Source organism: Rhodococcus jostii RHA1, from assembly GCF_000014565.1.
Classification (GTDB): domain Bacteria; phylum Actinomycetota; class Actinomycetes; order Mycobacteriales; family Mycobacteriaceae; genus Rhodococcus_F; species Rhodococcus_F jostii_A.
Window position 1 is genome coordinate 5,457,736 of record NC_008268.1, and the last position, 26,462, is coordinate 5,484,197.

The window sequence follows — 26,462 nt, forward strand, 5'->3', positions numbered from 1 at the left end:
GCGTACCTCTCCATGATCGGGCTGTGACCCGATCGTGGCGCACGAACCTGCGCGCAGCGTGCCGTCCAGCTGTGAACTTGCTGGGAACTCACCCGCCGAGGCGGGCGTGCATCTCCCAGACGAGGACCTCGGCGCCGGAGTGCGAGGTGACCTGCTGGCCACCGGAGGCGCTCAAACGGACGGCGTCCCCCTCGTACAGGGTGCCGACACCCTCCATCTCCGCGGTGCCCCGGGCGACGAACACGTGGAGGAACGGCGCTTCGGGAAGCGTCACCGATGCGCCGGGAAAGAGTCGCGCGACATGCAGGGCCGCGTGCTTGTTGTTGATCCGGATCGCCGAATTGTCCTTGTATTCAGGCATTCCGGACGCAACGGGCACCAGCCCGCCCTTGAGGATCTCGTCCTCGATCTCGAGTTGTTCGTAGCTCGGAGTGAGGCCGGCTTCGTCGGGTACCACCCACATCTGGACGAAATGCACCGGCTCGTGATGCTGCTCACCCTCGAGGCGCCAGCTGTCGTTCTTCTCGGAATGCATGATGCCCTTGCCTGCGCTCATGCGTTGCGCAAGGCCGGGATAGATGATGCCGGAGTGGCCGATCGAATCCTGATGCACGAGCGAGCCGCGCAGCACCCACGTGACGATCTCCATGTCCTTGTGCGGATGCGTGTCGAATCCCTGACCGGGGAGCACGGTGTCGTCGTTGTTCACGAGGAGCAGCCCGTGGTGTGTGTTGTCGGGGTCGTAGTGCTGGCCGAAGGAGAACGAGTGCTTCGAATCCAACCAGGAAATCTTGGTTTTCAGCCGATCGCCGGCACGATGAACATAGACATGAGGTGTGGTGACTGCTGGCATATCGGTCCTCCTTCGGGTGGTACCCGGTCCAGAGTACGAGGTGCCGGCTGCAGGTACTCGCAAGACGGTGTCGATTGTGCATCGAATTCATCGCCTGCCGGCAGCGGTGGAGGACCCGCGTCGAAGGCGAAATGAGGTTGCGCAGTGCGACATTGGCGTACCTGGCGCCCGTAAGGCGGTGTTCGGCAACAGCTTTCATCGACGGTGCGAACCGCGTGAAAGACGGGCGTCCAGTTCGTGCCGCCGTGAATGCCCGCTTCGGCGGGCCCGCGGCGTACAGTTCGAATTGTGCGTCCGGAAGTCGCAGGATTTGCGGCACGTCGCACACAGCGGAAGGAGCGTGATGAAGGCGAATTCGGATCGACACGATCAGCACCTCCCCGAGCACCAGCGGATCGCAGACCTCGTCGACGACATGGAAGACCGGCTGGTGGCCGAGCGTGAGGCGAAGGGAATCGCGGGCAATGCGTCCGAGCGGAAGCAGGCGGAACAGGTCGAGCCCGACGACCAGGCCCCCGAGTAGGCATGCGCCTTCGGCGCCTGTGAGTACTTGTTAACCGCGGGCGGTTAACAAGTACTCACAGGTGGGTCACTCGAAGAAGCGGTACACGGCCTCGGCGACGACCGCGGGACGCTCGCTGCCCTCGAGTTCGATCTGCCCGGCGACGGTCACCTGGACGCCTCCCTTCGGCAGCTCCTCGACGGACTGCAGCGTCGCGTTCAGGCGGACGCGTCCCTCGGCGGGCACGGGGTTGGTGAATCGGACCTTGTTGAGACCGTAATTGACGGCCATGGTGACGCTGTCGACGGTCAGGATCTCGTCCCACATGGGGATGATCAGCGACAACGTCAGGTAGCCGTGGGCGATGGGCCCGCCGAACGGGCTCTCCGCCTTGGCGCGCTCGGGGTCGACGTGGATCCACTGGTGGTCGTCGGTGGCGTCGGCGAACGTGTTGATCCGCTGCTGGGGGATGTCGATCCACGAGCTGGTGCCCAGCGGCCGGCCCTCGAGTGCGGCGAGGTCGGCGAGGGTGGCGACCCGGGTGGTGGTTGCGGTGGTCACGATGAGTCTCCTGGTGGTTCGGTGGGGCAGGGTCAGTGCTTGATGCCGAGAACGCGCAGCGCGTTCTGCTTGAAGATCAGGGGCGCGACCTCGGGTTTGATGTCGAGGTTCGCGAAGTCCTTCATCCAGCGGTCGACCTGGATGACGGGGAAGTCGGAGCCGAACAGCACCTTGCCGCCGAGCATGCTGTTGGCGGCCTTGACCAGCTGCGGCGGGAAGTACTTCGGCGACCACCCGGACAGGTCGATGAAGACGTTGGCCTTGTGGGTGGCGATGGAGATCTGCGAGTCGACCCACGGCACCGACGGGTGCGCCATGATCAGGGTGAGGTCGGGGAAGTCGGCGGCGACGTCGTCGAGCAGCATCGGGTCGGAGTAGCGCAGTTTGATGCCGTGGCCGCCGGGCAGCCCGGCGCCGATCCCGGTCTGACCGGTGTGGAACAGGGCGGGGACCCCGGCCTCGGTGATGGCCTCGTAGAGCGGGTAGAACTGCCGGTCGTTCGGTTCGAATCCCTGCATGCTGGGGTGGAACTTGAACCCCTTCACGCCGTAGTCGTCGACGAGCCGGTGGACGCGCCGCACGGCCGCCTTGCCCTGCCAGGGGTCGACGGATCCGAAGGGGATCAGGACGTCGTTGTGGCGGGCCGCGCCCTCGGCGATCTCCTCGACCGAGTTGGTGGGGTGTCCGCTGGCCGAGGCCGCGTCGACGGTGAACACGACCGCGGCCATGTTGCGGGCACGGTAGTGGTCGGCGATCGCGTCGATGGACGGGGTGCGTTCCTCGCCGGACTTGAAGTACTTCTCCGAGGCGGCCATCAGTTCGTCGTCGAGGGACCGGTGCCCGCAGCCGTCGATCTCGACGTGGGTGTGGATGTCGATGGCGTCGATCTTGTCGAAGTCGATGCCGTACTCGTAGCGGCTCACTTCGCCATCAGCTCCTCGGGGAATTCCTCGCCGACGGACTGGACGGCGTCGCCGAACGTGCCGGCCCACTGAGCCGCGATGTCGTCGGCCGACCAGCCACCGTCGTGGTACTCGACCGCGGTCAGGTCGGGGTGCGACCACAACGCGAGGCGGTCGCCACCGACGGCGAACGCCTGTCCGGTGATCTCGGCTGCCGCGTCGGACGCGAGGAACGAGATGATGCCTGCGGCGTCCTCGGGGGTGCCCAGGCCCACCTCGCGGCGGATGATGTCGGGCAGCGGCTCGCCGTTCTTCATGCCCTCGATGTAGGGGGCGAGGAACGGGACGGTCTCGGTCATCGCGGTCGCGGCCACGGGGCAGACGGCGTTGGCGGTGATGCCCGCGCGCTGCAGTTCCATCGCCCACGTGCGGACCATGCCGACGATGCCGGACTTGGCGCCCGAGTAGTTGGTCTGCCCGAAGTTGCCGCGCTGGCCGGCGGGGGACCCGATGCAGATGATGCGACCACCGTCGCCCTGTTCGCGGAACTTCAGGACGGCTTCGCGGACGCAGGTGAAGGTGCCGCGCAGGTGCACAGTGATCACGGCGTCGAAGTCGTCGTCGGTCATCTTCCACAGCACCTTGTCGCGGAGGATGCCTGCGTTGGTGACCATGACGTCGAGGCGTCCGAACGCGTCGACCGCGCCGGCGACCAGCTTCTGGGCGGTCTCGGTGCTGCCGACCGGGGCGACGACGGCAACGGCCCGGCCGCCCGCGGCGGTGATCTCGGCGACGGCGGCGTCGGCGGTGGCCTGGTTGACGTCGTTGATCACGACCGCGGCGCCGTGGCGCACCAGGTCCTTGGCGTATGCCAGTCCGAGGCCCTGTCCGCTGCCGGTGACTACGGCGACTTTGTTGCTGAGGTCCATGTCGTGATTCTCCTAAGGTCGTGTTCGCTGAATCACACGTAATCATTGATGATTGAGAATGTCAATGATTAAGGTCTGCTACTCTACCGACAATCATCAGAAGGGGGTCGTCGCATGGCAGAGTCGCAGGCGTTATCGGACGACATCGGGTTCCTGCTCTCGCGCGTCGGCGGAATGGTGCTGGGCGCGGTGAACAAAGCCCTCGTACCCACGGGTCTGCGGGTGCGCTCCTACTCGGTCCTGGTCCTCGCCTGTGAGCAGGCCGAGGGCGTCAACCAGCGCGGTGTGGCCGCCACCATGGGTCTCGACCCCAGTCAGATCGTGGGTCTGGTCGACGAACTCGAGGAACGCGGACTCGTCGTGCGCACCCTCGACCCCTCGGATCGCCGCAACAAACTGATCGCCGCCACCGAGGAAGGGCGCCGGCTCCGCGACGACGCGAAGGCGCGCGTCGACGCCGCGCACGGACGCTACTTCGAGGGCATCCCCGACACGGTCGTGAATCAGATGCGGGACACGTTGCAGAGCATCGCCTTTCCCACCTTCGTGGAGTAGCGCGCGCGATGACCGAGCTCCTCACCCCGGCACCGCCCGGCATGTCGTTCCTCGCCACCTTCGTCGTGGAGGTGGCCGAGCCGGTGGAGATCGGGTCCACGCCCGAAGGCACACGGCGCATCATCCCCATCGTCGGTGGCCGGGTCGAGGGCCCCGAGCTGCGGGGCACCGTGCTGCCGGTCGGGGCGGACTTCCAGCTGCTCAGCTCGTCCACGCTCACCGAGCTCGAGGCCAAGTACGTCATCGAGACCGACGACGGCGACCGCATCTACGTCACCAACTTCGGGCTGCGCTCGGGTACCGCCGAAGACATCGCCCGTCTGGTCGACGGCGAGGCCGTCCCGCCCGACCGCGTCTACTTCCGCTGCACCCCACGGCTCACCGCCGCCGAGGGCCGGTGGTCGTGGCTGCGCTCGCGGATCCTCGTCGGCACCGGCGAACGCCTCCCCGGCGAGGTACGACTCGCGGTGTTCGTGGTGGACTGACCGGCCATGGAAATCCGCTGGATGAAGTCGTTCGTCGCGGTCGCCGAAGAACTCAACTACGGCCGGGCGGCCGAGGTGCTGCACATCGCGCAACCGGCCGTGAGCCAGCAGGTGCAGCAACTCGAGAAGCGCCTCGGCGTGAAACTGTTCGACCGCACCACGCGATCGGTCCGGCTCACCGCGGCGGGGGAGCGCTTCCTGCAGCCGTGCAAGGACGCGCTCGCCGGAATCGTTCGCGCCGTCGATGCCGCGGTGATCGCGGATCCGGCGGTCGAGGGTCGCGTCCGGGTCGGTTTCAGCGGCGCCTACGGGCAGACCGAATTGTCCTCTCTGGCACGATCGGTGCGCCGCCGGTACCCCCTGATCGATCTCGTCCTCGAGGGGGCGACGGTCAGCGGGCAGATCCTCGACGAAATCTGGGAGGGACAACTCGACCTCGGCATCGTCTCGGACGCGGTGTCCCACCCCCATGTGCTCACGCGGCAGATCTCGGTGGAGTACCTCAGTGCGCTGCTCCCGAGCGATCACCCACTCGCCGAACGGAAGTCGATCGACCTCGCGGAACTGCGCGACGAAACGTTCGTCGCGAATCCCGCCGCCACCGGATCCACTCTCCGCCGCGATCTGCTCGCCGCGTGCCGGGACGCCGGGTTCACGCCGAACATCGTGCAGGAGACCACCGACGGCATCGTGCTGACCGCCCTCGTCGCGGCGGGGGTCGGTGTGGCGCTCGTGCCGGGTGACGTCCAGACGTATCCCAATCGCGTGGTGCTCGTTCCCCTCGATGCCGGCCGATACGAAGTCCGGGCCGCGCTGGCCTGGTCGGACCGTCCCGTATCGCCCGTCGTGCAGACGGTTCTCGACCTCGCTGCCGAGGTGCTGCCGTCGCCGGACGCCCTCGCCGTCGAGCAATAACGATCGCTTATCAATCACTACCGATACTGCTCTTGGACGGTGATCGGTTTCTTTGGCAGAGTCTCCCTCGGTGGCAGCGGATGTGACCTGGACAACTCCGATCCCCGGTGCCGCACCCGCCTCGAGGCCTCTCCGAACTCCCGGATGCCCTTCACATTCAGGTAGGAACCACATGACTTCCACATTCGACGGCCGCGTCGTACGCGCCGACACCAGCGTCCGATCGCCCCACGCGCGCCGGGCAGCCCTGGCCTCATTCGTGGGCAGCACACTCGAGTACTACGACTTCTTCATCTACGCCTCCTTCTCCGCGCTCGCGTTCAACACCCTGTTCTTCCCGGACCTCGGCCCGTTCTGGGGGACCATCGTGTCGATGGCGACCATCGGGATCGGTTACGTCGTCCGACCTCTCGCAGCCCTCGTCTTCGGGCACTTCGGAGACACGCTCGGGCGTAAGCGGATGCTGGTGGTCACGCTCGTGATGATGGGTGTGGCCACGTCCCTCATCGGCTGCCTGCCGACATACGGGGCGATCGGCGTCGCAGCACCGATCCTGCTGGTGCTGCTCCGGGCCGTTCAGGGCGCGTCGGCGGCAGGCGAATCGGCGGGAGCCGCGTCCCTGGCGCTCGAACACGCACCCGCCCACCGCCGGGCGCTCGCGGCCAGCTGGGTGAACACCGGCGCCGCCGCAGGAATGCTGCTGGCGTCGCTGGTCGTCCTCGTGTTCTCCGGACTGCCCGAGGACGCCTTCCTCAGCTGGGGATGGCGTATCCCGTTCCTGCTCAGCATCTTCGTCGCACTCGCCGGGCTCGTGATCCGCCGGATGCTGCCCGAGAGCGAGGTGTTCGAGGAGGCCGTGTCGACCGACGAGCCGAAGGAGATGCCGGCGAAGGTGATCTTCCGCGACCACTGGCCGAGCGTGCTGCGGGTCGTCGGGTGCGGACTGTTCGCGGTGGTCTCCACCATCTTCAGTGCCTTCGCCCTCTCGTGGGGCACCCACGAGGCCGGTGTGTCCCGGACCGTCATGGTCGGCGCTACCGTGCTCACCGCCGCACTCGCGCTCGTGGCCCAGCCCGCCGCGGGGATTCTCGCCGACCGGATCGGACGCAAGCCGATCTTCATCACCGGCAACCTCGTCTGCGCCGTCGCCATCTCCGGATTCTTCTGGGCGGTCAGCCAGCGTTCGACAGCCCTGATCCTGATCACGGCGTGCGTCGTGATGGTGGCCGGCTACTCGCTCGTCAACGCCGTCGGTCCCGCGCTGTACGCCGAGATGTTCGAGACGCGCATCCGTTATTCGGGCATGGCGATCTCCGGGCAGCTGGCGCTGGTGGCCACCGGATTCGCCCCCACCATCGCCGCGGCGCTCGTCCGGCCCGGACCGAACGGCTGGATCCCGGTGGCCGTGTTCACCGCGTGCTGCTGCCTGGTCAGCGCACTCACCACGCTCACAGTCCGCGAAACCTACCGGACCAGCACCACCGACCTCGGCAAATGACCGAACTCCCGTCGAAAGTGACCGAACCTGTGAAACACGATGTACTGATCGAGAACGACATCGAGGCGACGATGCGGGACGGGGTGGTTCTGCGCTCGACCGTATACCGCCCGAACGGATCCGGACGTTTCCCAGTACTGCTCACCCGCACCCCGTACGGCCGCGACCTGTCCGTGAACTCGGGCTACCTCAACCCCACCACCGTCGCAGCCGCCGGATTCGTCGTGATCATGCAGGACGTCCGCGGCAGGTTCGGCTCGGACGGCGAGTTCGTGCCGTCCGAGAACGAAGGTCCGGACGGTTACGACACGGTTCAGTGGGCCGCCGAACTGCCGTACTCGACCGGCGCCGTGGGCATGTGGGGGCGGTCGTACTTCGCCGAAACCCAGTGGCGTGCAGCCCAGGAGAAGCCGCCGGCCCTGCGTGGTATCGCCCCGGGCATCTCCGCAGGCGGCAATGCGCGGTCCGGTGGACTCGTGCGCGGCGGCGCGATGGAATTCGGTGCCCGGCTCGGGTGGGGGCACCACTCGGCCGGACCGGCCGAGATCGCGAAACTGTCCCGCACCGATCCCGTCCGCGCCGAACGCGAATGGGCAGCGTGGGCCCGGATCGATCGGGCGATGTCGGAGGACACGTTCCTCGACACCCTCCCCGTCCGCGACATGGCCGCCGACGCCCCGGCGTTCTTCGCGTCGCCGATCGTCGAATCGCTCGGATTCCCGATCGATCACCCCACCCGCGACCTGTGGGACAGCGCGAGCGACCGGGCCGTCGACCTCCCCTCACTGCACATCGGCGGGTGGTACGACATCTTCGTGAACAGCACCCTCGACCAGTACTTCGGCCAACTGGCGCACAGTGATTCCGGAGCGGCCCCCGCGCCGTACCTGATCGTGGGCCCGTGGAGTCACACCAACTTCTCCGGGCTCGGTGGGTCGGTCGTGTTCGGAAGTCCCGCGAATCAGGCGGTGCTCGATTCGGGTCAGGACCTGTCGTCGGTCCACGCGCAGTGGTACGCGTCGGTGCTCCGCGACGAGGAACCCACCATGCCCCGCGTCCGGATCTTCGTGATGGGGGAGAACCGGTGGCGGACGTACGACCGCTTCCCGGAACCCGCGCGGACGGCCGAACTCTTTCTCGCTCCAGGCGGAACCCTCGTCGCGGACGCGGAGGACACCGACGGGCGCGTCGACTACGACTACGACCCGGCGGATCCGGTGCCGACGGTCGGTGGGGCGACGATGATGCCGGGAACGTTCGCGCCCGGCGCACTGGAACAGAGCCGCGTCGAATCCCGCGACGACGTTCTCGTCTTCACCGGTGGGGCACTCACCGAGCCGTTGACGGTGATCGGCCGGGTGTCCGCGACGCTGTTCGCGTCGTCCAGCGCGGTCGACACCGATTTCGTCGTGCGACTGTGCCGGGTGACCGCGGACGGCACGTCGATCACGCTCACCGACGGCATGGTGCGGGCCCGCTACCGCGACTCCTACCGGACCCCCGGGACGTACACGTCCACCGAACCGAGCCTGCTCGTGCCCGGGGAGGTGTGCGAGTACGCGATCGACCTGTGGTCCACGGCCGTCACGTTCCAGCCGGGCGAGCGGATCCGGGTCCACGTGACGTCCAGCAATCATCCCCGCTGGGACCGCAACCTCAACACCGGCGAATCCGCCTACGAATCATCGGAATCCGTGGTCGCCCACCAGACCGTGCACACGGGGCCGCGTCACCCCAGCCGCGTGTCGCTGTCCGTGGTGCGCTGACGCGCCCGTGAGTACTTATTAACCGTCCGCGGTTAACAAGTACTCACGGGTCGCGAAGCGGCATGCGTCGTAGCCGGTCTGCCTTTCAGCAGGCCGGCTTTTGCGTAGACCAGGGAACCGGTGCACACGCTGGTCATCAACGGAACGTCGGCGCGCTGCCGGCGGACCCAGTCGAGATGGGCGTCGTCGAGCAGTTGTGGTCGCGTGCCGTGAACCTGGTGCGCTGACGCGCTCGTGAGTACTTGTTAACCGCCCGCGGTCAAGAAGTACTCACAGGCTGCGAAGCGGCAAGCTTGCGCAGGTCAGGTTTGCGGATCTTACCGGTGGCGGTGCGGGGGAGTGCCTCCGCGATCTGGATGAATGTGGGAATCTTGAACCCCGCGAGCTTTTCTCGCAGCCGGGCGCGGACCGTCTCCTCGTCGAGTGTCGTGCCGTCGGCGGCGACCACGAAGGCCATGCCGGTCTCGCCCCACTTCTCGTGGGGGACGCCGATGACCGCCGCCTCCCGGATGCCGTCCAGTTTCAGCAGCGCAGCCTCGACCTCGGCGGGGTAGACGTTCTCGCCGCCCGAGATGTACATGTCCTTGTAGCGGTCGCAGATGAAGAGGAAGCCTTCGTCGTCGAAGTAGCCGGCGTCGCCGGTGTGCAGCCAGCCGTCGACGATGGTGCGGGCGGTCGCCTCGGGCTGATTCAGGTAGCCGAGCATCACGTTCGGGCCCTTGGCGACGATCTCGCCGATCTCGTTCGGTTCGGCGCTCGACCCGTCCGGGCGTACGACGTCGACGTCGGTGAAGAACGTCCGCTTACCGGCGGAACCGATCTTGGTGCGCACGTCCGCACTCGACAGCATGGTCACCGACGGCGCGGTCTCCGTCAGGCCGTACGCCTGCGTGATCGCGACGTCCCGGTCCTGCCACGGGGAGATGAGCGCTTCGGGCAGGGGAGCCCCGGCGACGCAGATGGCCCGCAGGCTGGACAGGTCGGCGTCCGCGAACCGGGGGTGGTGCCAGAGTTCCTGGATCATCGTGGGGACGGCGAAGAACGTGGTGATGCGTTCCTTCTCGATCGTGTCGAGGACGACGCCGGCATCGAACTTGCGCAGCAGCACCACGGTGCCGCCGTTGAGCAGCGTGGGTGTGACGGCACCGCCGATCCCGCCGATGTGGAACAGCGGCGCCACCGACAGAGTGCGTTCCTTCGACGTCATGTCCTGGGCGAGAAGCTGGTTCAGTGCGTTCCACAGCATGTTGCCATGGCTGAGCATGACGCCCTTCGGTGCGCCGGTGGTGCCCGACGAGTACATCAGTACGGACAGGTCGTCGAGGCCGACCTGTTCGTCGATGCGGGTGTCCGGCTGCCCGGCGCGCACGCCCTCGTACGTGTGGGTGGACCACGAGTCGCCCAGGCCGATCCAGGTGGTGACCGGGGTGTCCGACTGCGCCAGCTCCTGCGCGACGTCGGCCTGCTGATCGCCGAAGATCACTGTGGTGCAGCGTGAATCGCCGAGCACGAAGCGCGCTTCCTCGGCGGTGAGGCGTGCATTGAGCGGGAGATACGTGGCGCCGAGCAGCCCGGCCGCGAACATCACCTCGAGCGCTGCCGGGTCGTTGAACCCGAAGAAGCCGACGCAGTCACCCTTCTCGACGCCGAGGGCGCGCAGGCCGTGGGCGAGTCGGCGTGTCCGCAGGGCCATCTCCTCGTACGTGACGGCCCGTCCGTCGAAGACGAGCGCCTCGTTCTTCGGCGTCATGGTGATGCGGCGCTCGAGCCACGAGCCGATGCCTTCGTTGTCCATGGTGACTCCTCGTTCTCTTCGAAACTACTCTCGAGCTTGTGGCGGGGTGGTGTGTCAGGCCGACGGGGTGTCGGCGCTCAGGTCGTTGTCCTTGCTCTCCTTCGTCGCGACGAGGAAGACGGCGCTGACCACGCACAGTGCGATGATGAACAGCCCGACGGGGAGGATCGATTTACCGGACGACGCGAACAGCGACGCCAGGATGACGGGGGTGAATCCCGCACCGATGAGGGTGGCCAGCTGATATCCGAGCGACGCACCGGTGTAGCGCGCCCGGGTGCCGAACTGCTCGGAGATGAACGCGGCCATCGGACCGTAGGTGGCCGAGTGGCAGATGGTGTAGCCGACGAAGGCGAGCGCGATGAACAGGAACTGTCCCGTGCTCAGCAGCAGGAAGAGTGGGTAGACGCTGAGGATCATCGCGCCGAGTCCTGCGAGCATGACCGGGCGGCGGCCGATCCGGTCGGACAGTCGCGCCGATCCGAGGACCAGGAAGATCGCGCAGAACTGGCAGAAGGAGAACGCCAGTAGCGCGTCGGACCGCGCGGCGCCGCTCGACACGGCGTAGGTGATGGCGAACGTGGTGAACGCGGTTTGCATTCCGAAGCTCGCGATGCAGCTCATCGACGCCACGACGACCGCGCGGGGCCGCTTCAGGATAGTGACGATGGGCGGGGTGGTTTCCTTCTTCGCGGATTCCTTCAGTGCCGCCGTGAACAGCGGGCTCTCCGACACCTTGGACCGGATGAACAGGCCGAGGGCCAGCATGAACGCCGAGATCAGGAACGGGATGCGCCAGCCCCAGGTCAGGAACTGCTCGTCCGGGAGAAGTGACACGGCCGCCAGCGCGAGCGTGCCGAGCAGTGCGCCGGTGGGGGCGCCCGCGTTGGTGAACGCCGCGGCGAAACCGCGCTTGCCGGATTCGGCGTGCTCGAGCGACATCAGCGCTGCGCCACCCCATTCGCCGCCGACGGCGAGTCCCTGGCAGACGCGGAGGAGGACGAGGATCACCGCGGCCCAGGAGCCGATCATCTCCGGCGGGGGAATGAGCCCGATCGCGAACGAGGCGATGCCCATGACGGTCATCGAGATCAGCAGCATGGCCTTGCGGCCGACGGTGTCCCCGAAGTGACCGAAGACGATTCCGCCCAGGGGGCGCGCGACGTAGCCGGCGGCGAACGTTCCCATCGACGCGATGCTCGCGGCCAGGGGGTCCAGATCGGCGAAGAACACCGGACCGAAGACGAGGGACGCTGCGGTGGCGTAGAGCAGGAAGTCGTAGAACTCGATGGTGCTGCCCAGGTAGCTCGACAGGATCACCCTGCGAACTTCCTTCTTGCGTTGGGTGGCCGACATGGTGCCGGCGGTGGCGGTGACCGTCATCGATACTCCTTGGCCGAAGCGTGGGACAACAGAGCGGAGCGCGCGTGTAGCGCGGATCACAATTAAACATTAATCATTGAACTTGTCAATGGAAGAGATTGACAACGCTTCTGTGGTAACTGCACCCGTCAGGCACGCGTGAGCTTGCGCCCGATGATTTCCTTCATGATCTCGGTGGTCCCGGCGTAGATCGGCCCGCCGCGGCAGTCGAGATAGTCCTGGGCGACGTCGTACTCGCGCATGTATCCGTACCCGCCGTGCAGTTGAACCGCGCGCTGGACGACCCGTTGCTGCAGCTCGGTGATCCACCATTTGGCCATCGCCGCGGTCACCTCGTCGAGCGTGCCGTTGGCGGCGTCGAGGATGCAGCGGTCCGTGAAGCACTGCGCGATCTCGATCTCGGTGGCGAGTTCCGCGAGGTAGAAGCGATTGGCCTGGAAGTCGGCCACCCGCCGGCCGAACGCTGTGCGGTCGCAGCTGTACGTCAGAGCCTGGTCGAACGTGCGTCGCATCGACGCCATGGATGTGACGGCCACGCTGAGGCGTTCCTGGGGCAGATTGTGGCGCAGGTAGCCGAAGCCGTCGTTCGGCTCGCCCAGGACGTTCTCGCGGGGGACGCGGACGTCGTCGAACACCAGCTCGGCGGTGTCCTGTGCGGTCAGGCCGATCTTGTGCAACGGTCCGTTGCGGGTGAAGCCGGCCATCCCGTCTTCGACCACCAGCAGGCTCACGCCCTTCTTGCCCGCCGCCGGATCCGTCTTGGCCACGACGATCACGAAGTCGGCGAGCATTCCGTTGCTGATGAAGATCTTGGTGCCGTTGAGGACCAGGTCGTCGCCGTCGGGGAGGGCGGTCGTGGAGATCGCGGCCAGGTCGCTACCCGCACCCGGCTCGGTCATGGCGATGGCGCCGATCTTCTCGCCGGTGCACAAGGGGGTCAGGAACCGATGCTTCTGCTCCTCGTTCGCCAGCGAGACGAGGTACGGCGTCACGAGGTCGTTGATGCCCGCCAGGCCCATCACCACGGCGGGGGCCCCGACGCGGCAGAGCTCTTCGATGACGATGGCGTTGAAACGGAAGTCGTCGATGCCGCCGCCGGCGAATCGTTCCTCGACGTCGATCCCGAGGAGCCCGAGCTTGCCGGCCTGACGGTAGAGGTCCCGGTCCACCTGTCCCGCCTCGGCCCAGTCACGAAGATGCGGGGCTACGTCACGTTCGGCGAACCGGCGCACCGTTTCCCGGAACGCATCGTGATCGGCGTCGAAGATGGTCCGTTCCAGTGCAACCGAAGACATGCGAGGTTCCTTTCGACCGCACGCGTGCGGCGCACGCATGCATACTCGAAAGGAACCTATCTATCAATCATTGATAATGTCAATGATTGACTATGTCTGGCGGATGGGCGCCGGGCGTCAATACCAGTACTTCCGCCCGCCGACCGCGCGGCCCGTCGTGCCCAGCACGAGTAGCACGAGGCCGATGACGAGAAGGATGATTCCGATCGTCGTGAGGATGGAAATCCCCGCGACGAGGCCGATGACGAGCAGGATGATCCCGAGAACGATCACGGTCTTCCCTCTTTCGGTTGACGGTCTGGAACTACTGACTCGGTTGCGGCACTTCACAATCGATCTTCGGGTTCACACCCGCGTAGTTGAGTGGGCCGGCGATCACCGTGACCGCGATCGTTCCGGCGCTGGCGCAATCGGCCGCCGTGTCCTTGAAGTAACCGCGCTGCCACACGGCAACGGCGCCGATGATCAGCCAGATGATCACGATGAGCGTCACGAGCCGTCCGATACGCATTTCCGACCTCCCGTGTGGGCACCGGCGCCGAGCCGGTGCACATGTCGTACTCGAATGCTATGTCGACGACGTGTCGGTCGGCTTCGCGTGTGCTCCATGAGTATTCGTGGAGTCCGTGCCGTTGGGGCGACCGTTGGCAGGCCCTGCGCCCGTGGTTCGAGCGTCGGTGGCCCGAGTGTTCGCGGGCCCCGCGCCCGTGGTTCGAGCATCGGTGGCCCTGGCGTCGTTCGTCGCAGTGTCCGTCTTCTTGACGTCGGGATCGAGCTCGTCGGCGCGCTGCCACTCGTGCTTCAGGTCGTCACGGGACGTGGTCGCCGTGTTCTTGTGCGTCTGCGCATCGACCTGCAGTCTCTTGGCCTCTGCCGCCTTGGCCTCGGCTTCTGCTTGAGCCCTTCTGGCGTTGGCTGCAGTTTCCTCCGCGATCGCCTCGCGCTTCTCGACGACGGACGTCTGCTCCTGCGCGTTTGCGCGGATGCTGTCGGCCTGCTGACGGTGGCGCTGGTTCCGCTTGCGCGATGCCGCAACGGCCAGCGCGATCAGGGCGAGAACGACGACGATCGCGACGATGATCCAGATGACAGTCATGGTGTCCATTGGTTACTCCCAGCGGTTGTGTTGTTAAAGTACCCCGCGCTGAAACCCGGCAAACAGACCGAGAGCCAATCGCAATCAACCGTCGTATTTCGACACGACATAGGGTGCGGGCATGGAGATCCGCTGGATGCGCGCGTTCCTCGCCGTAGCCGAGGTGTCGAACTACGGCCGGGCCGCCGAGTCGTTACGTATAGCCCAGCCCGCGGTCAGCCAGCAGATCCAGCAGCTGGAGAGGCATCTCGGAGTGAAGCTGTTCGACCGCGGTACGCGACCGATTCGGCTGACCGCCGCTGGCGAGCAGTTTCTCGAACCCTGCCGGGCCGCGCTCAAAGCCGTTGCCTGGGCCGAGCAGTCGGCGTCGGCGGGCAATCCTGCGGAGGAGGGGCGTGTTCGGGTCGGATTCAGCGGTGCCTACGGCCAGTCGAAGCTGCCCTTGTTCGCCCGCACCGTGCGCAAGAGGTATCCGAAGCTCGAGCTGGTTCTCGACGGGGCGAGACCGAGTGGGCTGATCCTCGACGACATCTATTCCGGCAAGCTCGATCTCGGTTTCGTCTCGGCGGCTATGTCGCATCCCGAGATTCGGACGAGAGTGATCTCGATCGAGCCACTGGGGGCGCTACTCCATGCCGACCACCGACTGGCGAAACGCTCGGAGATCTCGCTGTCCGAACTGCGCGACGATCCGTTCGTCACCAACCCCGCGTCGTCGGGATCCACACTTCGTCTGGACGTGCTGGCCGCATGCCACGACGCGGGGTTCACGCCGGAGATCGCGCAGGAAACGTCGGATGGATCGACGCTGACCGCACTGGTCGCGGCCGGCGTGGGGGTGTCACTCATCCCGGTGAGTTCTCATCGCGCCGGAGCAGCCGACGCCGTCGTCGTGCCCACGGACGGCGGCCGCCACCGAATCCGCGGGGCACTGGCGTGGGCGGACAGGCCCCTGACACCGTTGCTCGAGACCGTCCTCGCGCTCGCGGAGGAGCTCATGCCGACGATCCACGGGATCGATAAGTAGAGCTTATCGAAAGTATGCCAAGTTGATCTTGGACGGTGATGAAGGGGTTTGGCAGAGTCGTCGGCGCAGCGGTGGTGTGATCCGCGGCACGTCATCACCTCCACTCCGGTCCGAAAGGCCTCCCATGAGCGTACGAGCTGGTTCTGCTGCGCACCCGGACGCGCAGCAGCCTGTCGGTACCCCGGCGAGTGTGCCCGCGCGTCAGCCGCGCAGGGCGGCTTTCGCGAGTTTCCTCGGCAGCCTCGTCGAGTACTACGACTTCTTCATCTATGGGTCGGCGGCCGCCCTGATCTTCCCGACGGTCTTCTTTCCGTCGGAGAGTCCGGCGACCGGCACGTTGGCGGCACTGGCGACATTCGGCGTCGGATACATCGCCCGCCCGATCGGGGCCGTCGCGCTCGGACACTACGGCGACCGCGTCGGGCGCAAGCGTGTGCTCGTCTTCACGCTGGTCCTGATGGGCGTCTCGACGTTCCTCATCGGATGCCTGCCGGGCTTCGCGAGCATCGGGATCGCGGCGCCGATCCTCCTGGTGGTCCTTCGCCTCATGCAGGGTGCGTCGGCAGCGGGCGAGCAGAGTGGCGCCAATTCGCTGACCCTCGAGCATTCCCCGGAGGGTTCGAGGGCGTTCTACACCAGCTTCACGATGAGCGGCACCCAGGCGGGGCAGCTCGTCGCGACCCTCGTCTTCATCCCCGTCGCCGCGCTGCCCGAGGACATGCTGATGACGTGGGGGTGGCGAATCCCGTTCCTCGTCAGTGGAATCCTGACGATCGTCGCGCTGTTCGTCCGCCGGACGATGGAGGAGACACCGGTGTTCCGGGAGGCGGAACGCGACAACGAGTTGGTCGAGATACCCGTCGTCGAACTGTTCAAGAACTATCGGCTGCAGATGCTCCGGGTGATCGCGTGCTCGCTCTTCGCCGTGTCGGGCACGATCATGACGGTCTTCGCGCTCGCCTACGGTACCGGTGAGGCCGGGCTCGAACGGCAGACCCTGCTGTGGGCGGGCGTCATCGCAAACATCATGCAGCTGTTCGCCATTCCCCTCTGGGCGATGCTGGGAGACCGGATCGGCCGCCGGCCCGTGTATCTCGCCGGAATCGTCGGCGCCATCGCCGCGTTCTTCTTCTACTTCGAGGCGATGAGCATCGGTTCCGTTCCTCTGATCTTCGCGGTGTCGGCCTTCTTCGGTGCCGCCGCATCCGGTGTCAGCGGTGTCGGTCCGACCTTCTTCGCGGAAATGTTCGATACCCGAGTGCGGTTCTCCGGCATCGCCATCTCGACGCAGATCGGGTTCGCCTTCGCGGGCTTCGCCCCGAGCATCGGCTATGCGCTGCTCGGAACCGGCACGCACGGGTGGATACCGGTGGCCGCGTTCGGCTCCGTCTGCCTGCTGGTGGCCGGCCTCTCGGCGGTGACCGCCCCGGAGACAGGCAGCGTCGCGATCACCGACCTGGGCAAGAAGTAATCGTTCCCCGAACCGCCTCGGCGCGGTTCCCCATCACGAGGAGAATCATGACGCTCGACCCCGACATGGCCGTACTACTGGACAAGTTGAACGACTGGGACGCCGCCGCAGGTGCCCAGACGACGATCGAAGGCGCCCGCAAGCGCATCGAAGAGATGCGTGCCCTCTACTTCGAGCCCGAACTGCTCGAGGTACGAGAAGTCGAGAACGTCACCGTCCCGGGTCCTGCCGGCGGCATCCCCGCCCGCATCTACCGGCCGGACACGGAGGAGTCGACTCTGCCGACCGTCCTGTACCTGCACGGCGGTGGCTGGGTGATGGGCGGCCTCGATTCGCACGAGTCACACGCTCGACGCGTCTGCGCTCGAACCGGCTCCGTCGTCGTCGCCGTCGACTACCGGCTGGCGCCGGAACACCCGTTCCCGGCCGGCTACGACGACTGCCTGGTCTCGCTCCACTGGATCCACGACACCATCGATCAGCTGGGCGGCGACGCGTCCCGAGTTGCCGTCGCCGGAGACAGCGCGGGCGCCAATCTCGCGGCGTCGGTGGCCTTGGCGGCCCGCGACGCGCAACTTCCGCTGCGGGCACAACTGCTGCTGTACGTGCCGGTGCATTTCGCGAAGCGTTACCCGTCGATGGACGAACTCGCCGACGGGTATTTCCTCAGGATGCCGGCAAACGAGGACATGGGGGCCGGCTACCTCGAAGACCGCAGACTGTCGTCGGACCCCCGCGTCTCGCCGATCGAGGGCGATCTGACGGGGGTGGCACCCGCCATCGTGTGCGGTGCCGAATGCGATCCGCTCCGAGATCACGCCCCCGCGTACGCCGCTGCGCTGGAGGCCGCCGGCGTGCCGGTGCGACTCCGGATCTCGCCGGGCATGCTGCACGGGTACTGGAGCATGGGCGTCGTGCCACGCGCCAACGACCTCGCGAACCAGCTGTGCGAGGAACTCGCGGAGTTGCTCACCCCGGAGTAGCTCGACATTCCACTACCGTGAACCGCATGATCGAGTTGCTGGAACGTGACGGCGTGCGCGGACATCTCCACCGCCCCACGGGTGACGGGGTGGCGGGGCTGGTTCTGACGCATGGAGCGGGAAGTGACTGCGACACAAAGCTGTTGCGTGCCGTGACCGACGGGTTCGTGGAGCGGGGCGTCGTCGTCCTGCGGTTCGATCTCCCGTTCCGTCAGCGCCGCTCGTCGGGTCCTCCGCATCCGTCGAAGGCGGCGGAGGATCGGGACGGCATCGCGGCCGCGGTGGCCGTGATGCGGGAGCTGGTGTCGGCGCCGGTGTGGGCAGGCGGGCACTCGTACGGCGGGCGGCAGGCGTCCATGCTCGCTTCGGAGCGACCGGGTCTCGTCGACGCCCTGTTGTTGCTGTCGTACCCGCTGCATCCACCGGCCAAGCCGGAGAAGCTCCGGACCGAGCACCTGCCCGGTCTCCGCACCCCGTCCGTGGTGGTGCACGGTTCGAAGGACCCGTTCGCGACCACCGGTGAAATGCGGTCGGCACTCGAACTGATCCCCGCTCCGACGACGCTCGTCGAACTCGAGGGGGCCCGCCACGACCTGGCCCCGGACAAGTTCCCGGTGGTCGAACGCGCGGTCACGGCCATGCTCGACCTTCTGTAGGCCGGTCGAGGACGGCCGCGCGTCGTCGGTATGTTCGGTGAATGAGCAACGTGCAGACGGACGCGCCCCACTGGTTCACCACGGCGTTGGCGTCGCCGGTCGACACCGGCCGGGTCGACGTCGCAGGTGCGCAGGTCCACTACCGTGCGTGGGGGCCGTCGGGCTCACCCGGAATCGTGCTCGTGCACGGCGGCGCCGCCCACAGTCGGTGGTGGGACCATGTGGCACCCATGCTGGCCACGGGCCGTCGCGTCGTCGCACTCGACCTGACCGGGCACGGCGACAGCGACCGGCGCGCGGAGTACGGCCTGGAGCAGTGGGCGGAGGAAGCCCTGGCGGTGGCGAAGCCGGCGGGCATCTCGGGGGCGCCGGTGTTCGTCGGGCACAGCATGGGCGGCATGGTGTCCTACGTGGCAGCGCAGCTGTTCGGCGAGGATCTGGCCGGTGTCCAGCTGATCGATTCGCCCGTCCTCGCCCGCACACCGGAGGAGGAGGAAGCGCGCAAGCAGCGTGCCTTCGGTCCGAAGAAGGTCTACCCGTCCAGGGCCGAGGCGCTCGAGCGGTTCCGGTTCGTCCCGCCGCAGGACACCGCGGTGCCCGCGGTCCTGCGTCACGTCGCCGAGAACTCGATGGAGGAGGTGGACGGCGGCTGGTCGTGGAAGTTCGATTCCACGTTCTTCGCGCGCCACAGCAGCAACCACCTCGGCGGATCCGACCCACGCTGCCGCATCGCCTACTTCCGTGCCGAGAACGGCATCGTCACCGAGGCCATGATGGACGACATGCGCCGTCGATTCGGGCCCACCGCGGTGGTCGTCGAAATCCCCGACGCCGGACACCACGTGATGATCGACCAGCCGCTCGCGCTCGTCGTGGGCATCCGGACGGTGCTCGCGTCGTGGGATGTCGAAGATTCCGTGGCCGGGATGCCGGGCTGACTCAGTCGCCGGACCGGACGGCGGCGACGAACTGCTCGATCAGCGCCGCATCCTTCACTCCACGCGACGATTCGACGCCGCTCGACACGTCGACGCCCCACGCGCCGGTCGCGTCGACGGCGGCCCGCACGTTGCCCGGATGAAGTCCGCCGGCGAGGATCCACTCGCCGTCGGGACGGCTCTGGTTCGCCCAGTCCCAGGGCACGCCCGCCCCGGCGGTCGCCCCGTCGACGAGGATGCGGTCGGCGCCGAAATCGCCCGACGTGTCACCGGCGACCACGGCACGGATCACGCCGAGCCCCGCCTCCCGCAACCGGGCGACGTCGTCGGCGGACGTCAGGTCGTGCACCTGGACGGTTCCGAGACCCGCCGCGGCGGCGACCTCGATCACCTCCGACACGGGACTCCCCTTGAACACACCCACCGCGACCGTGTGACCGGTGACCCGGCGGACCAGCGGCGCGGCGTCCGCGGGGGAAATCCGGCGGACGCTGTCGGCGAACACGAAACCCACGGCGTCGACGCCGAGGCGCACGGCCAGATCGACCGAGGTCTCGTCTCGCAGACCGCACACCTTGATGAATGTCACCCCGGCAATTTTACCGGTCGCTCCGAGTCGCCGACGCAGCGCGGGTTCGCGCTCTAGGCTTCGTGACGTGGAATGGCTCAGCGACCTCAGCGTGATCTCAGGGCCTCTGCCCTGGATCCTCACGGTGATCGGTGTGCTCGGCGGCGTGTGGCTGCTCGCCGCCCGCACCCCGTGGTACCGCAGGAAGGCGATTCCGATCTGCCTGGCCGTGTCGGTGGTCGTCACCGTCGTCCTCTACTGGATGGTCGAGAAGGTTCTCCGGCCGTTCCCCGACCCCATCGAGATCCCCATCTACGTGTGGATCGGACTGGGGCTCTTCGCGATCGTCCTGCTCGTGCCGAGGATTCGCGCCGGCCGGACGGTGAAAGCCGCCGTCGTGTCGGTTCTCGCGGTACTCGCCGTGCTTCTCGCGTCCGCGACGCAGATCAACCTGGTGTTCGACGCCTACCCCACGGTGGGCACGGCATTCGGGGCGGAGCCGTTCGACCGGGTTCAGATGAACGACCTCGGCAGCACCGCCGAGAACGTGGTGACGGGAACGCCTCTCGACGCGTCGTGGACCGCCCCGCCCGGAATGCCGAGCGAGGGACGGGTCCTGACGGCGGGCATCCCCGGAACGGCGTCGGGGTTCGCCGCCCGCGATGCCGAGATCTACCTCCCGCCCGCCTACTTCGCCAACCCGCGCCCCCTGCTGCCGGTGCTCGTGATGCTGGCCGGTCAGCCCGGTTCGCCGGAGGACTGGTTCGCCGGAGGCAAGCTCGCCACCACGATGAACGAATTCGCCGCGAAACACGGGGGACTGGCCCCGATCGTGGTGGTGGCGGACGGCACCGGCTCGCAGATCGCGAACCCTCTGTGTGTCGATTCGAAGCTGGGCAACGTGGCCACGTATCTGGCGAAGGACGTTCCGTCCTGGGTGAAGTCGAACCTGCAGGTGAATCCGGACCCCAAGGCGTGGGCCATCGGCGGCCTCTCCTACGGCGGCACGTGTTCGCTGCAGATGGCCACCAACTATCCCGACGTGTACCCGACGTTCCTCGACATCTCGGGTCAGGAAGAACCCACGCTCGGCGACCACCAGCGCACCCTCGACGACGGATTCGGCGGTGACGAGGCGGCGTTCAAGCGGGTCAACCCACTCGATCTGATGGCGTCGAAGCAGTACCCGGATTCGGCCGGGGTCTTCGTGATCGGCAGCGACGACGACGCCTACAAGCCGGGGGCCCAGAAGGTCTATCAGGCCGCGAAGAACGCGGGCATGGACGTGCAGTACGTGGAAGTGCCGGGCGGGCACAGCTTCGCGGTGTGGTCTGCCGGACTGGAGAAGGAACTGCCGTGGCTGGCACAGCGGTTGGGGCTGATCGGCTCGTAGGCACTCGTCGCGGCGGAGAGGGATGGGATGACGGCGGCAGCGCACATACTGCGGGTGGGTTCGGCGTTGCCCGACCCGCCGTTCGAGTTCCGGGACGGCGGGGCTCCGGCGGGTTTCGATGTCGAGTTCACGCGGGCCGTCGCGCAGGTGCTCGGCCTCGAATGGTTGCTCGTCCCGTACCGGGGCACCGACTTCAACGGCATCTTCGATGCGCTGGCGGACGGTGAATTCGACTGCATCGCCTCGGGAACCACTGTGACGCCGCAGCGGAGGGCGCGCGCGGATTTCTGCGCTCCGTACCTCGTGTCGGGTCAGTCCCTCGCCGTCGACACGTCGCGGCATCCGGGAGTGCGCGGGGTGGACGACCTGGGCGGTCTCACCGTCGGTGTCCAGCACGGCAACACGAGTCAGCCGATCGTGGAGGGACTGGTTGCGGAGGGTCGCGCGGGCGCGATCCGGGTGTACGCGTACGACCGGATCGGGCAGGCTCTCGACGATCTGTCCTCGGGCGGGTGCGATGCCGTGATGAAGCTCGCGCCTGTCCTCACCTGGCTCGTCCGGGACCGCCCGCACGTGGAGGTGGTCGAACGAGGAATCTCCCGCGAGGAGATCGCTGTCGCTGTGCGCACGGGTGATGACGCGCTGCGCGAACGTATCGAGTCGGCGCAGGGCACCCTGGCCGCGGACGGCACCCTCGACCGGCTGAGGTCGACGTGGCTCGGGATCGGTGAAACGGACGGCGGCTCGTTCTGACCGGCACACCTGTCCAAGAATAGGAACGTGTTCTATATTTGCGGCAACCCTTTCTCTCAGTGACTGGAGTGCCCGGCATGTATGAGTGGTCAGATACCGACCTGATGTTCCGCGACGCGATCCGCGGTTTCATCGACAAGGAAATTCGACCGCACGTCGACAAGTTGGAGACCGGTGAGCTGCCTCCGTTCGACATCATCCGCAAACTCTTCGCCACCTTCGGTCTGGACGAGATGGCCCGTGATGCGCTGACGAAGTCGCTGGACCGCGAACGCAGTGGGGCCGCGTCCGGCGCGAAGGAAGAGAAGTCCGGCGGGCTCGGCGGTGCGGGCAGCATGGGCGTGATCATGAACGCCGAGTTGGCCGGCGTCAGCCTCGGGCTCGTCGCCTCGCTCGGGGTGAGCCTCGGGCTGGCGGCGGGCACCATCCGCAGTCGCGGGACGCTGGCGCAGAAGGAGCGGTGGCTGCCCGGCCTGGTCACGTTCGAGAAGGTCGGAGCGTGGGCCATCACCGAGCCCGACTCCGGCTCGGACGCGTTCGGCGGCATGAAGTCGTACGTGCGCCGCGACGGTGACGACTACATCCTCAACGGGCAGAAGACGTTCATCACCAACGGTCCCTACGCCGACGTCATCATCGTCTACGCGAAGCTCGACGAGGGAGACTCGTCCGTCGACCGCCGCGACCGGAAGGTTCTCGCCTTCGTCCTCGACGCGGGCATGGAGGGGCTCACTCAGGGTGCGCCGTTCAAGAAGATGGGCATGAACTCCTCGCCCACCGGAGAACTGTTCTTCGACAACGTGCGCCTCACCCGCGACCGTCTGCTCGGCGAGACGGAGGACGGCGGAAAGTCCGACGGCAAGTCCAGCGCGAAGGAGAGCTTCGCGGCCGAACGGATCGGCATCGCGTCGCTGTCGCTCGGGATCATCAACGAGTGTCACCGGCTGTGCATCGACTACGCCAAGTCCCGCAAGTTGTGGGGCAAGGAGATCGCCCAGTTCCAGCTCATCCAGCTCAAGCTCGCCGAGATGGAAATCGCCCGCATCAACGTGCAGAACATGGTCTTCAACGCCATCGAACGCACCGCGGCGGGCGATCAGGTGAGCCTCGCGGAGGCGTCGGCGATGAAGCTCTACTCCTCGCGGGCGGCTACGGAGGTGGCGATGGAGGCGGTGCAGTTGTTCGGCGGCAATGGGTACATGGCCGAGTACCGGGTCGAGCAACTCGCGCGCGACGCGAAGTCGCTGATGATCTACGCAGGCAGCAACGAGATCCAGGTGACGCACATCGCGAAGGGCCTGCTCGCGATGTGATGCGGGCGCCCGGGAACTAATGTCGTACGGCGTACGTTAGTGGGGTGTCGTCAACGAAAGGACACCACCATGAAGGTCACCGCGAGCGCACTGTCGCTGAACGTCGCAGACCCCAGTGCGTCGGCCGAGTTCGCCAAGTCCCACCTGGGCTTCGTCGAGGAGATGGCCGCCGAGGGCTTCGTGTCACTGAAGCGTGCGGACGTGGGCTTCAACCTCGTCTTCCTGAAGACCGGACTGGAAACCTTCAAGCCTGCGCGGATCGCCGGTGACGCCGGCCAGGGGTTGCTGATCGCGCTCGTCGTCGACGGTATCGACGCCGAATACGAGCGACTGCAGGCGGAGGGCGTCCCGATCGTGACGCCCATCGAAACCGAGCCCTGGGGCGAACGCTACTTCCAGATGAGTGACCCCAACGGGGTGATCATCCAACTGGTCGAATGGATGTAGCGGTCACACCGAGGCGAGGAACGGCTCGACGGCCGCGAGCACCTCGGGGCTCGCGGCCACCGCCGTCGAGTGGTCGAAACCGGGCAGGATCGTCAGCGACGCACCGGGAATCAGCGCCGCCACCCGCTGGGTGTCGCCGATCCGCTCGGCGTCGTTCGAACCGACGAACAACAGGGTGGGGACGGCGATCCCGCGCAGGACGTCGTCGTCCACTCCCGGCTCCACACCGGAACGCCGCATGTACGCGGCGAGCGCCTGCGCGTCGTTCGCCATGAACGCCGCCCGGGTGCCCGCGTCGATCGGCCACGAGCGCCGGGCATTCCACTGCGCCAGGAACGCATCCATGCCGTCCCGTTCGAGGACGTCGATGCAGCCCGGGAAGAACAGGCGGTCGAACGCGCCGGCCTGCGGGCGGCTGCTGCCGCCGCCGACGATCAGGCTCTCCAACCGTTCGGGCGCCCCGACCGCCAAGGCCAGCGCGACCCGGCCGCCGAGCGAATACCCCAGCACGTGCGCGCTCGGAAGATCCAGGTGATCGAGGACCGCCAGAACGTCGCCGCTGACCAGATCCATGGCGTACGCGCTCTCGTCGTGCGGCTTGTCGCTGCACCCGTGGCCCCGCAGATCGACCAGGATCAGCCGGTACCGGTCACGCAGCGCGGCGACGTAGCCGAATCCACGCCAGATCGCGTGCGAGAGCGCCGTGCCGTGGATGAGAACGAGGGGCTCGCCGTCCCCGACGGTCTTGTACGCGATCCGGACACCGTCGACGGGATTCGTAGCATGCTGCACCCGCCCAGTCTGCATCACTCAGAAGTCGCGGCCCTCCGACACCCACTGCAGATCCTCCGAACGCGCACCCTCCACGTGTTCCCCGGCCGAGTTCAGTACCGCCAGCTGCTCCGCATCGAGTTCGATATCGAGAGCGCCGGCGTTCTCCGTCATTCGTTCCGCACTGCGGGTTCCGGGGATGGGTACGACCGGAAGTCCGAACGCGCGGCCTTGCGCGTAGAGCCACGCCAGCGCAACCTGTGCGGGCCTGGCCCCCAGGTCGCCTGCGACCGAATTCACCGCATCCACCACGCCGAGGTTCCGCTGCAGCGTGCCCTCCGCGAACCGGGGGAGAGTCCGTCGGAAGTCGTTGGGCGCCAAGGTGTCGACGCCGGTGACGGTCCCGGTGAGGAACCCCCGGCCGAGTGGCGAGTAGGGGACGAACCCGACACCCAGTGCGGCCGCCGCCGGCACGATCCGCGCCTCGACGTCGCGGCTCCAGATGCTCCATTCCGACTGGACTGCCGTGATGGGATGCACCGCGTGCGCGGACGCCAGCTCCCCGGCCGTCACCTCCGACAGTCCGAGATGTCGCACCTTGCCCGCCGCCACCAGTTCGGCCATCGCACCGACGGTGTCCTCGATCGGAACCGACGGGTCGGGGCGGTGCAGGTAGTAGAGGTCGATCGTGTCGATGCCGAGTCGGCGCAGGCTGGCGTCCACCGACTCGTGGACGTAGGCACGGTCGCCGCGGGTCGAGGCGCCGCCCTCGCTCCGCTTCCTCGGATCCCCCACAATCCCGAACTTGGTTGCCAGCGTGACTTCCTCGCGCCGGTCCCTCAGCAACTGCGCGATCAACCGCTCGTTGTCGCCGGCCCCGTACACGTCGGCGGTGTCGAGGAAACTCACTCCGAGATCCACCGCGTGATGCAGTGTCGCGAGCGCCTTCCCCGGTTCCACCCCGCCGTAGACGGGTGTGAGAGCCATTCCTCCGAAACCCATGTCGGAGACGGTGAGCGAGTCGCCCAGGGTTGTCGTACCGATGTCGGTCATGCTTCTCCTCGTCGTTGTCGGGCAGGGTCCTCGTCGGTCCCTGCGATGAGGGCCCGGTAGTGATCGACCTTGGTGTCGAGGGCGGCCAGGGCGTCGTCGAGCCTCGCCTGCTGGGCGAGGATGCGTTCGCGATGCGCGAGCAGCAGCGCCAACCGCCGCTCATGGGTCTCGGCGCCCCCGGCCAGCAGCACCGCGAAACGCTGCATGTCACTGGTCGGCATGCCCGTCGTCCGCAGCTTCACCAGCAGTTCGATCAGCCGCACGTCCCGCTCGCTGTAGCGGCGGCGACGGTCCGAACCGCGCGCGATCGTCGGGATCATCCCCTCACGCTCGTACCAGCGCAGGGTGTCCTGCGTGAGACCCGTGATCGCCGCGACCTCCGAGATACTCGCGAACGTTCCGGGCGACTGCTCCAACTGGGTGGCCATGACTGAACCGTACGACCTGGAGTGCACTCCAACGCAAGGCCCGGGCCGACTACCGCCTCGTCGATCTGTCCGCACCGGGAGCCCGTTTGACGGACACATTGTCGGTTGTCGCTGCAGGCCTGGGCG

Annotated in this window: 29 protein-coding genes and 1 pseudogene; 15 read left to right on the forward strand and 15 right to left on the reverse strand. The window is 67.1% G+C overall.

Annotated features, from left to right (window positions below; genetic code table 11):
- Positions 1-88: 88 nt before the first annotated feature.
- Complete coding sequence (locus RHA1_RS25055) at positions 89-853, reverse strand: pirin family protein (RefSeq protein WP_009478152.1); 765 nt, start codon at positions 851-853, stop codon at positions 89-91.
- Positions 854-1,196: 343 nt separating this feature from the next.
- Here RHA1_RS25055 and RHA1_RS25060 point away from each other — a divergent pair, with 343 nt between their 5' ends.
- A complete protein-coding gene (locus RHA1_RS25060) occupies positions 1,197-1,376 on the forward strand; it encodes a hypothetical protein (protein WP_005243850.1) in 180 nt (59 codons plus the stop codon).
- Positions 1,377-1,442: 66 nt separating this feature from the next.
- Here the strand turns inward: RHA1_RS25060 and couM are convergent, their stop codons facing one another.
- From couM to couN, 3 genes are read right to left on the reverse strand one after another with little or no spacing between them, the layout of a single operon-like run.
- Positions 1,443-1,916: a p-hydroxycinnamoyl-CoA hydratase gene (gene couM / locus RHA1_RS25065; RefSeq protein WP_011597355.1), complete on the reverse strand. Its 474-nt coding sequence runs from the start codon at positions 1,914-1,916 to the stop codon at positions 1,443-1,445.
- A gap of 32 nt (positions 1,917-1,948) precedes the next feature.
- On the reverse strand, positions 1,949-2,839 hold the full coding sequence (gene couO / locus RHA1_RS25070) for a 4-hydroxyphenyl-beta-ketoacyl-CoA hydrolase (RefSeq protein ID WP_011597356.1): 891 nt from the start codon (positions 2,837-2,839) through the stop codon (positions 1,949-1,951).
- Positions 2,836-3,747 (reverse strand): 4-hydroxyphenyl-beta-hydroxyacyl-CoA dehydrogenase, encoded by a 912-nt coding sequence (gene couN, locus RHA1_RS25075; protein WP_011597357.1) that lies wholly within the window; start codon positions 3,745-3,747, stop codon positions 2,836-2,838. Before couN ends, couO begins: the two co-directional genes overlap by 4 nt.
- Before the next feature lie 114 nt (positions 3,748-3,861).
- Here couN and couR point away from each other — a divergent pair, with 114 nt between their 5' ends.
- From couR to RHA1_RS25100, 5 genes are all read left to right on the forward strand, one after another.
- Complete coding sequence (couR, locus tag RHA1_RS25080) at positions 3,862-4,302, forward strand: MarR family transcriptional repressor CouR (RefSeq protein ID WP_009478157.1); 441 nt, start codon at positions 3,862-3,864, stop codon at positions 4,300-4,302.
- Positions 4,303-4,310: 8 nt separating this feature from the next.
- Positions 4,311-4,787, forward strand: a complete 477-nt coding sequence (locus RHA1_RS25085) for a DUF3237 domain-containing protein (protein ID WP_011597358.1) — start codon at positions 4,311-4,313, stop codon at positions 4,785-4,787.
- 6 nt (positions 4,788-4,793) lie between these two features.
- Positions 4,794-5,702: a LysR family transcriptional regulator gene (locus RHA1_RS25090; protein ID WP_011597359.1), complete on the forward strand. Its 909-nt coding sequence runs from the start codon at positions 4,794-4,796 to the stop codon at positions 5,700-5,702.
- 172 nt (positions 5,703-5,874) lie between these two features.
- The gene (locus RHA1_RS25095; protein WP_011597360.1) at positions 5,875-7,200 is read left to right on the forward strand and encodes an MFS transporter; all 1,326 of its coding nucleotides are present in this window, start codon (positions 5,875-5,877) and stop codon (positions 7,198-7,200) included.
- Positions 7,197-8,966 (forward strand): CocE/NonD family hydrolase, encoded by a 1,770-nt coding sequence (locus RHA1_RS25100; protein WP_011597361.1) that lies wholly within the window; start codon positions 7,197-7,199, stop codon positions 8,964-8,966. Before RHA1_RS25095 ends, RHA1_RS25100 begins: the two co-directional genes overlap by 4 nt.
- 53 nt (positions 8,967-9,019) lie before the next feature.
- Here RHA1_RS25100 and RHA1_RS53280 read toward each other — a convergent pair.
- From RHA1_RS53280 to RHA1_RS25125, 7 genes and pseudogenes are all read right to left on the reverse strand, one after another.
- A pseudogene (locus RHA1_RS53280) lies at positions 9,020-9,175 on the reverse strand (DJ-1/PfpI family protein); the annotation flags it as partial.
- A 50-nt stretch (positions 9,176-9,225) separates the two neighbouring features.
- A complete protein-coding gene (gene couL / locus RHA1_RS25105) occupies positions 9,226-10,761 on the reverse strand; it encodes a p-hydroxycinnamoyl-CoA synthetase (protein WP_011597362.1) in 1,536 nt (511 codons plus the stop codon).
- 54 nt (positions 10,762-10,815) lie between these two features.
- Complete coding sequence (gene couT / locus RHA1_RS25110; protein WP_011597363.1) at positions 10,816-12,144, reverse strand: p-hydroxycinnamate MFS transporter; 1,329 nt, start codon at positions 12,142-12,144, stop codon at positions 10,816-10,818.
- Between the two features lie 128 nt (positions 12,145-12,272).
- Complete coding sequence (gene couH, locus RHA1_RS25115; protein WP_009478165.1) at positions 12,273-13,439, reverse strand: dihydro-p-hydroxycinnamoy-CoA dehydrogenase; 1,167 nt, start codon at positions 13,437-13,439, stop codon at positions 12,273-12,275.
- A gap of 117 nt (positions 13,440-13,556) precedes the next feature.
- A complete protein-coding gene (locus RHA1_RS50595; RefSeq protein WP_007299239.1) occupies positions 13,557-13,712 on the reverse strand; it encodes a DUF6131 family protein in 156 nt (51 codons plus the stop codon).
- 31 nt (positions 13,713-13,743) lie between these two features.
- Entirely contained in the window at positions 13,744-13,950 is a 207-nt protein-coding gene (locus RHA1_RS25120) for a hypothetical protein (protein ID WP_011597364.1), read from the reverse strand.
- A gap of 57 nt (positions 13,951-14,007) precedes the next feature.
- Positions 14,008-14,544, reverse strand: coding sequence for a hypothetical protein (locus tag RHA1_RS25125; protein WP_011597365.1), 537 nt, complete (start codon positions 14,542-14,544; stop codon positions 14,008-14,010).
- 112 nt (positions 14,545-14,656) lie between these two features.
- Between RHA1_RS25125 and RHA1_RS25130 the strand changes: the two genes are divergently transcribed.
- The 5 genes from RHA1_RS25130 to RHA1_RS25150 all read left to right on the forward strand — a co-directional run bounded on the left by RHA1_RS25130 (position 14,657) and on the right by RHA1_RS25150 (position 19,610).
- Positions 14,657-15,562: a LysR family transcriptional regulator gene (locus RHA1_RS25130; protein WP_011597366.1), complete on the forward strand. Its 906-nt coding sequence runs from the start codon at positions 14,657-14,659 to the stop codon at positions 15,560-15,562.
- 124 nt (positions 15,563-15,686) lie between these two features.
- A complete protein-coding gene (locus RHA1_RS25135; protein ID WP_011597367.1) occupies positions 15,687-17,033 on the forward strand; it encodes an MFS transporter in 1,347 nt (448 codons plus the stop codon).
- A gap of 47 nt (positions 17,034-17,080) precedes the next feature.
- Positions 17,081-18,016, forward strand: coding sequence for an alpha/beta hydrolase (locus tag RHA1_RS25140; protein ID WP_011597368.1), 936 nt, complete (start codon positions 17,081-17,083; stop codon positions 18,014-18,016).
- A gap of 26 nt (positions 18,017-18,042) precedes the next feature.
- Entirely contained in the window at positions 18,043-18,672 is a 630-nt protein-coding gene (locus RHA1_RS25145) for an alpha/beta hydrolase family protein (protein WP_011597369.1), read from the forward strand.
- Between the two features lie 41 nt (positions 18,673-18,713).
- Positions 18,714-19,610 (forward strand): alpha/beta fold hydrolase, encoded by an 897-nt coding sequence (locus tag RHA1_RS25150; RefSeq protein ID WP_041811990.1) that lies wholly within the window; start codon positions 18,714-18,716, stop codon positions 19,608-19,610.
- Position 19,611: 1 nt separating this feature from the next.
- On the opposite strand, the gene RHA1_RS25155 is transcribed toward RHA1_RS25150, so the two are convergent.
- Complete coding sequence (locus RHA1_RS25155; RefSeq protein ID WP_011597370.1) at positions 19,612-20,199, reverse strand: phosphoribosylanthranilate isomerase; 588 nt, start codon at positions 20,197-20,199, stop codon at positions 19,612-19,614.
- Positions 20,200-20,266: 67 nt separating this feature from the next.
- On the opposite strand from RHA1_RS25155, the gene RHA1_RS25160 reads away from it, so the two are divergent.
- The 4 genes from RHA1_RS25160 (at position 20,267) to RHA1_RS25175 (ending at position 24,084) form a co-directional block, all read left to right on the forward strand.
- Positions 20,267-21,571, forward strand: a complete 1,305-nt coding sequence (locus RHA1_RS25160) for an alpha/beta hydrolase (RefSeq protein ID WP_041811992.1) — start codon at positions 20,267-20,269, stop codon at positions 21,569-21,571.
- Between the two features lie 27 nt (positions 21,572-21,598).
- Positions 21,599-22,324 (forward strand): ABC transporter substrate-binding protein, encoded by a 726-nt coding sequence (locus RHA1_RS25165; protein ID WP_011597372.1) that lies wholly within the window; start codon positions 21,599-21,601, stop codon positions 22,322-22,324.
- Positions 22,325-22,401: 77 nt separating this feature from the next.
- Positions 22,402-23,637 carry an acyl-CoA dehydrogenase family protein gene (locus tag RHA1_RS25170; protein ID WP_009478175.1) on the forward strand — a complete coding sequence of 412 codons (1,236 nt, stop codon included), beginning with the start codon at positions 22,402-22,404 and terminating at the stop codon, positions 23,635-23,637.
- A gap of 69 nt (positions 23,638-23,706) precedes the next feature.
- On the forward strand, positions 23,707-24,084 hold the full coding sequence (locus RHA1_RS25175; protein ID WP_009478176.1) for a VOC family protein: 378 nt from the start codon (positions 23,707-23,709) through the stop codon (positions 24,082-24,084).
- A 3-nt stretch (positions 24,085-24,087) separates the two neighbouring features.
- Here RHA1_RS25175 and RHA1_RS25180 read toward each other — a convergent pair whose 3' ends face one another.
- Genes RHA1_RS25180 through RHA1_RS25190 form a run of 3 tightly spaced genes read right to left on the reverse strand, consistent with a single transcriptional unit; the run spans position 24,088 to position 26,336 of the window.
- Positions 24,088-24,894, reverse strand: a complete 807-nt coding sequence (locus RHA1_RS25180) for an alpha/beta fold hydrolase (RefSeq protein ID WP_016883816.1) — start codon at positions 24,892-24,894, stop codon at positions 24,088-24,090.
- Complete coding sequence (locus RHA1_RS25185) at positions 24,895-25,908, reverse strand: aldo/keto reductase (RefSeq protein WP_011597374.1); 1,014 nt, start codon at positions 25,906-25,908, stop codon at positions 24,895-24,897.
- Entirely contained in the window at positions 25,905-26,336 is a 432-nt protein-coding gene (locus tag RHA1_RS25190) for a MerR family transcriptional regulator (protein ID WP_050787378.1), read from the reverse strand. Before RHA1_RS25190 ends, RHA1_RS25185 begins: the two co-directional genes overlap by 4 nt.
- Between the last annotated feature and the right edge of the window lie 126 nt (positions 26,337-26,462).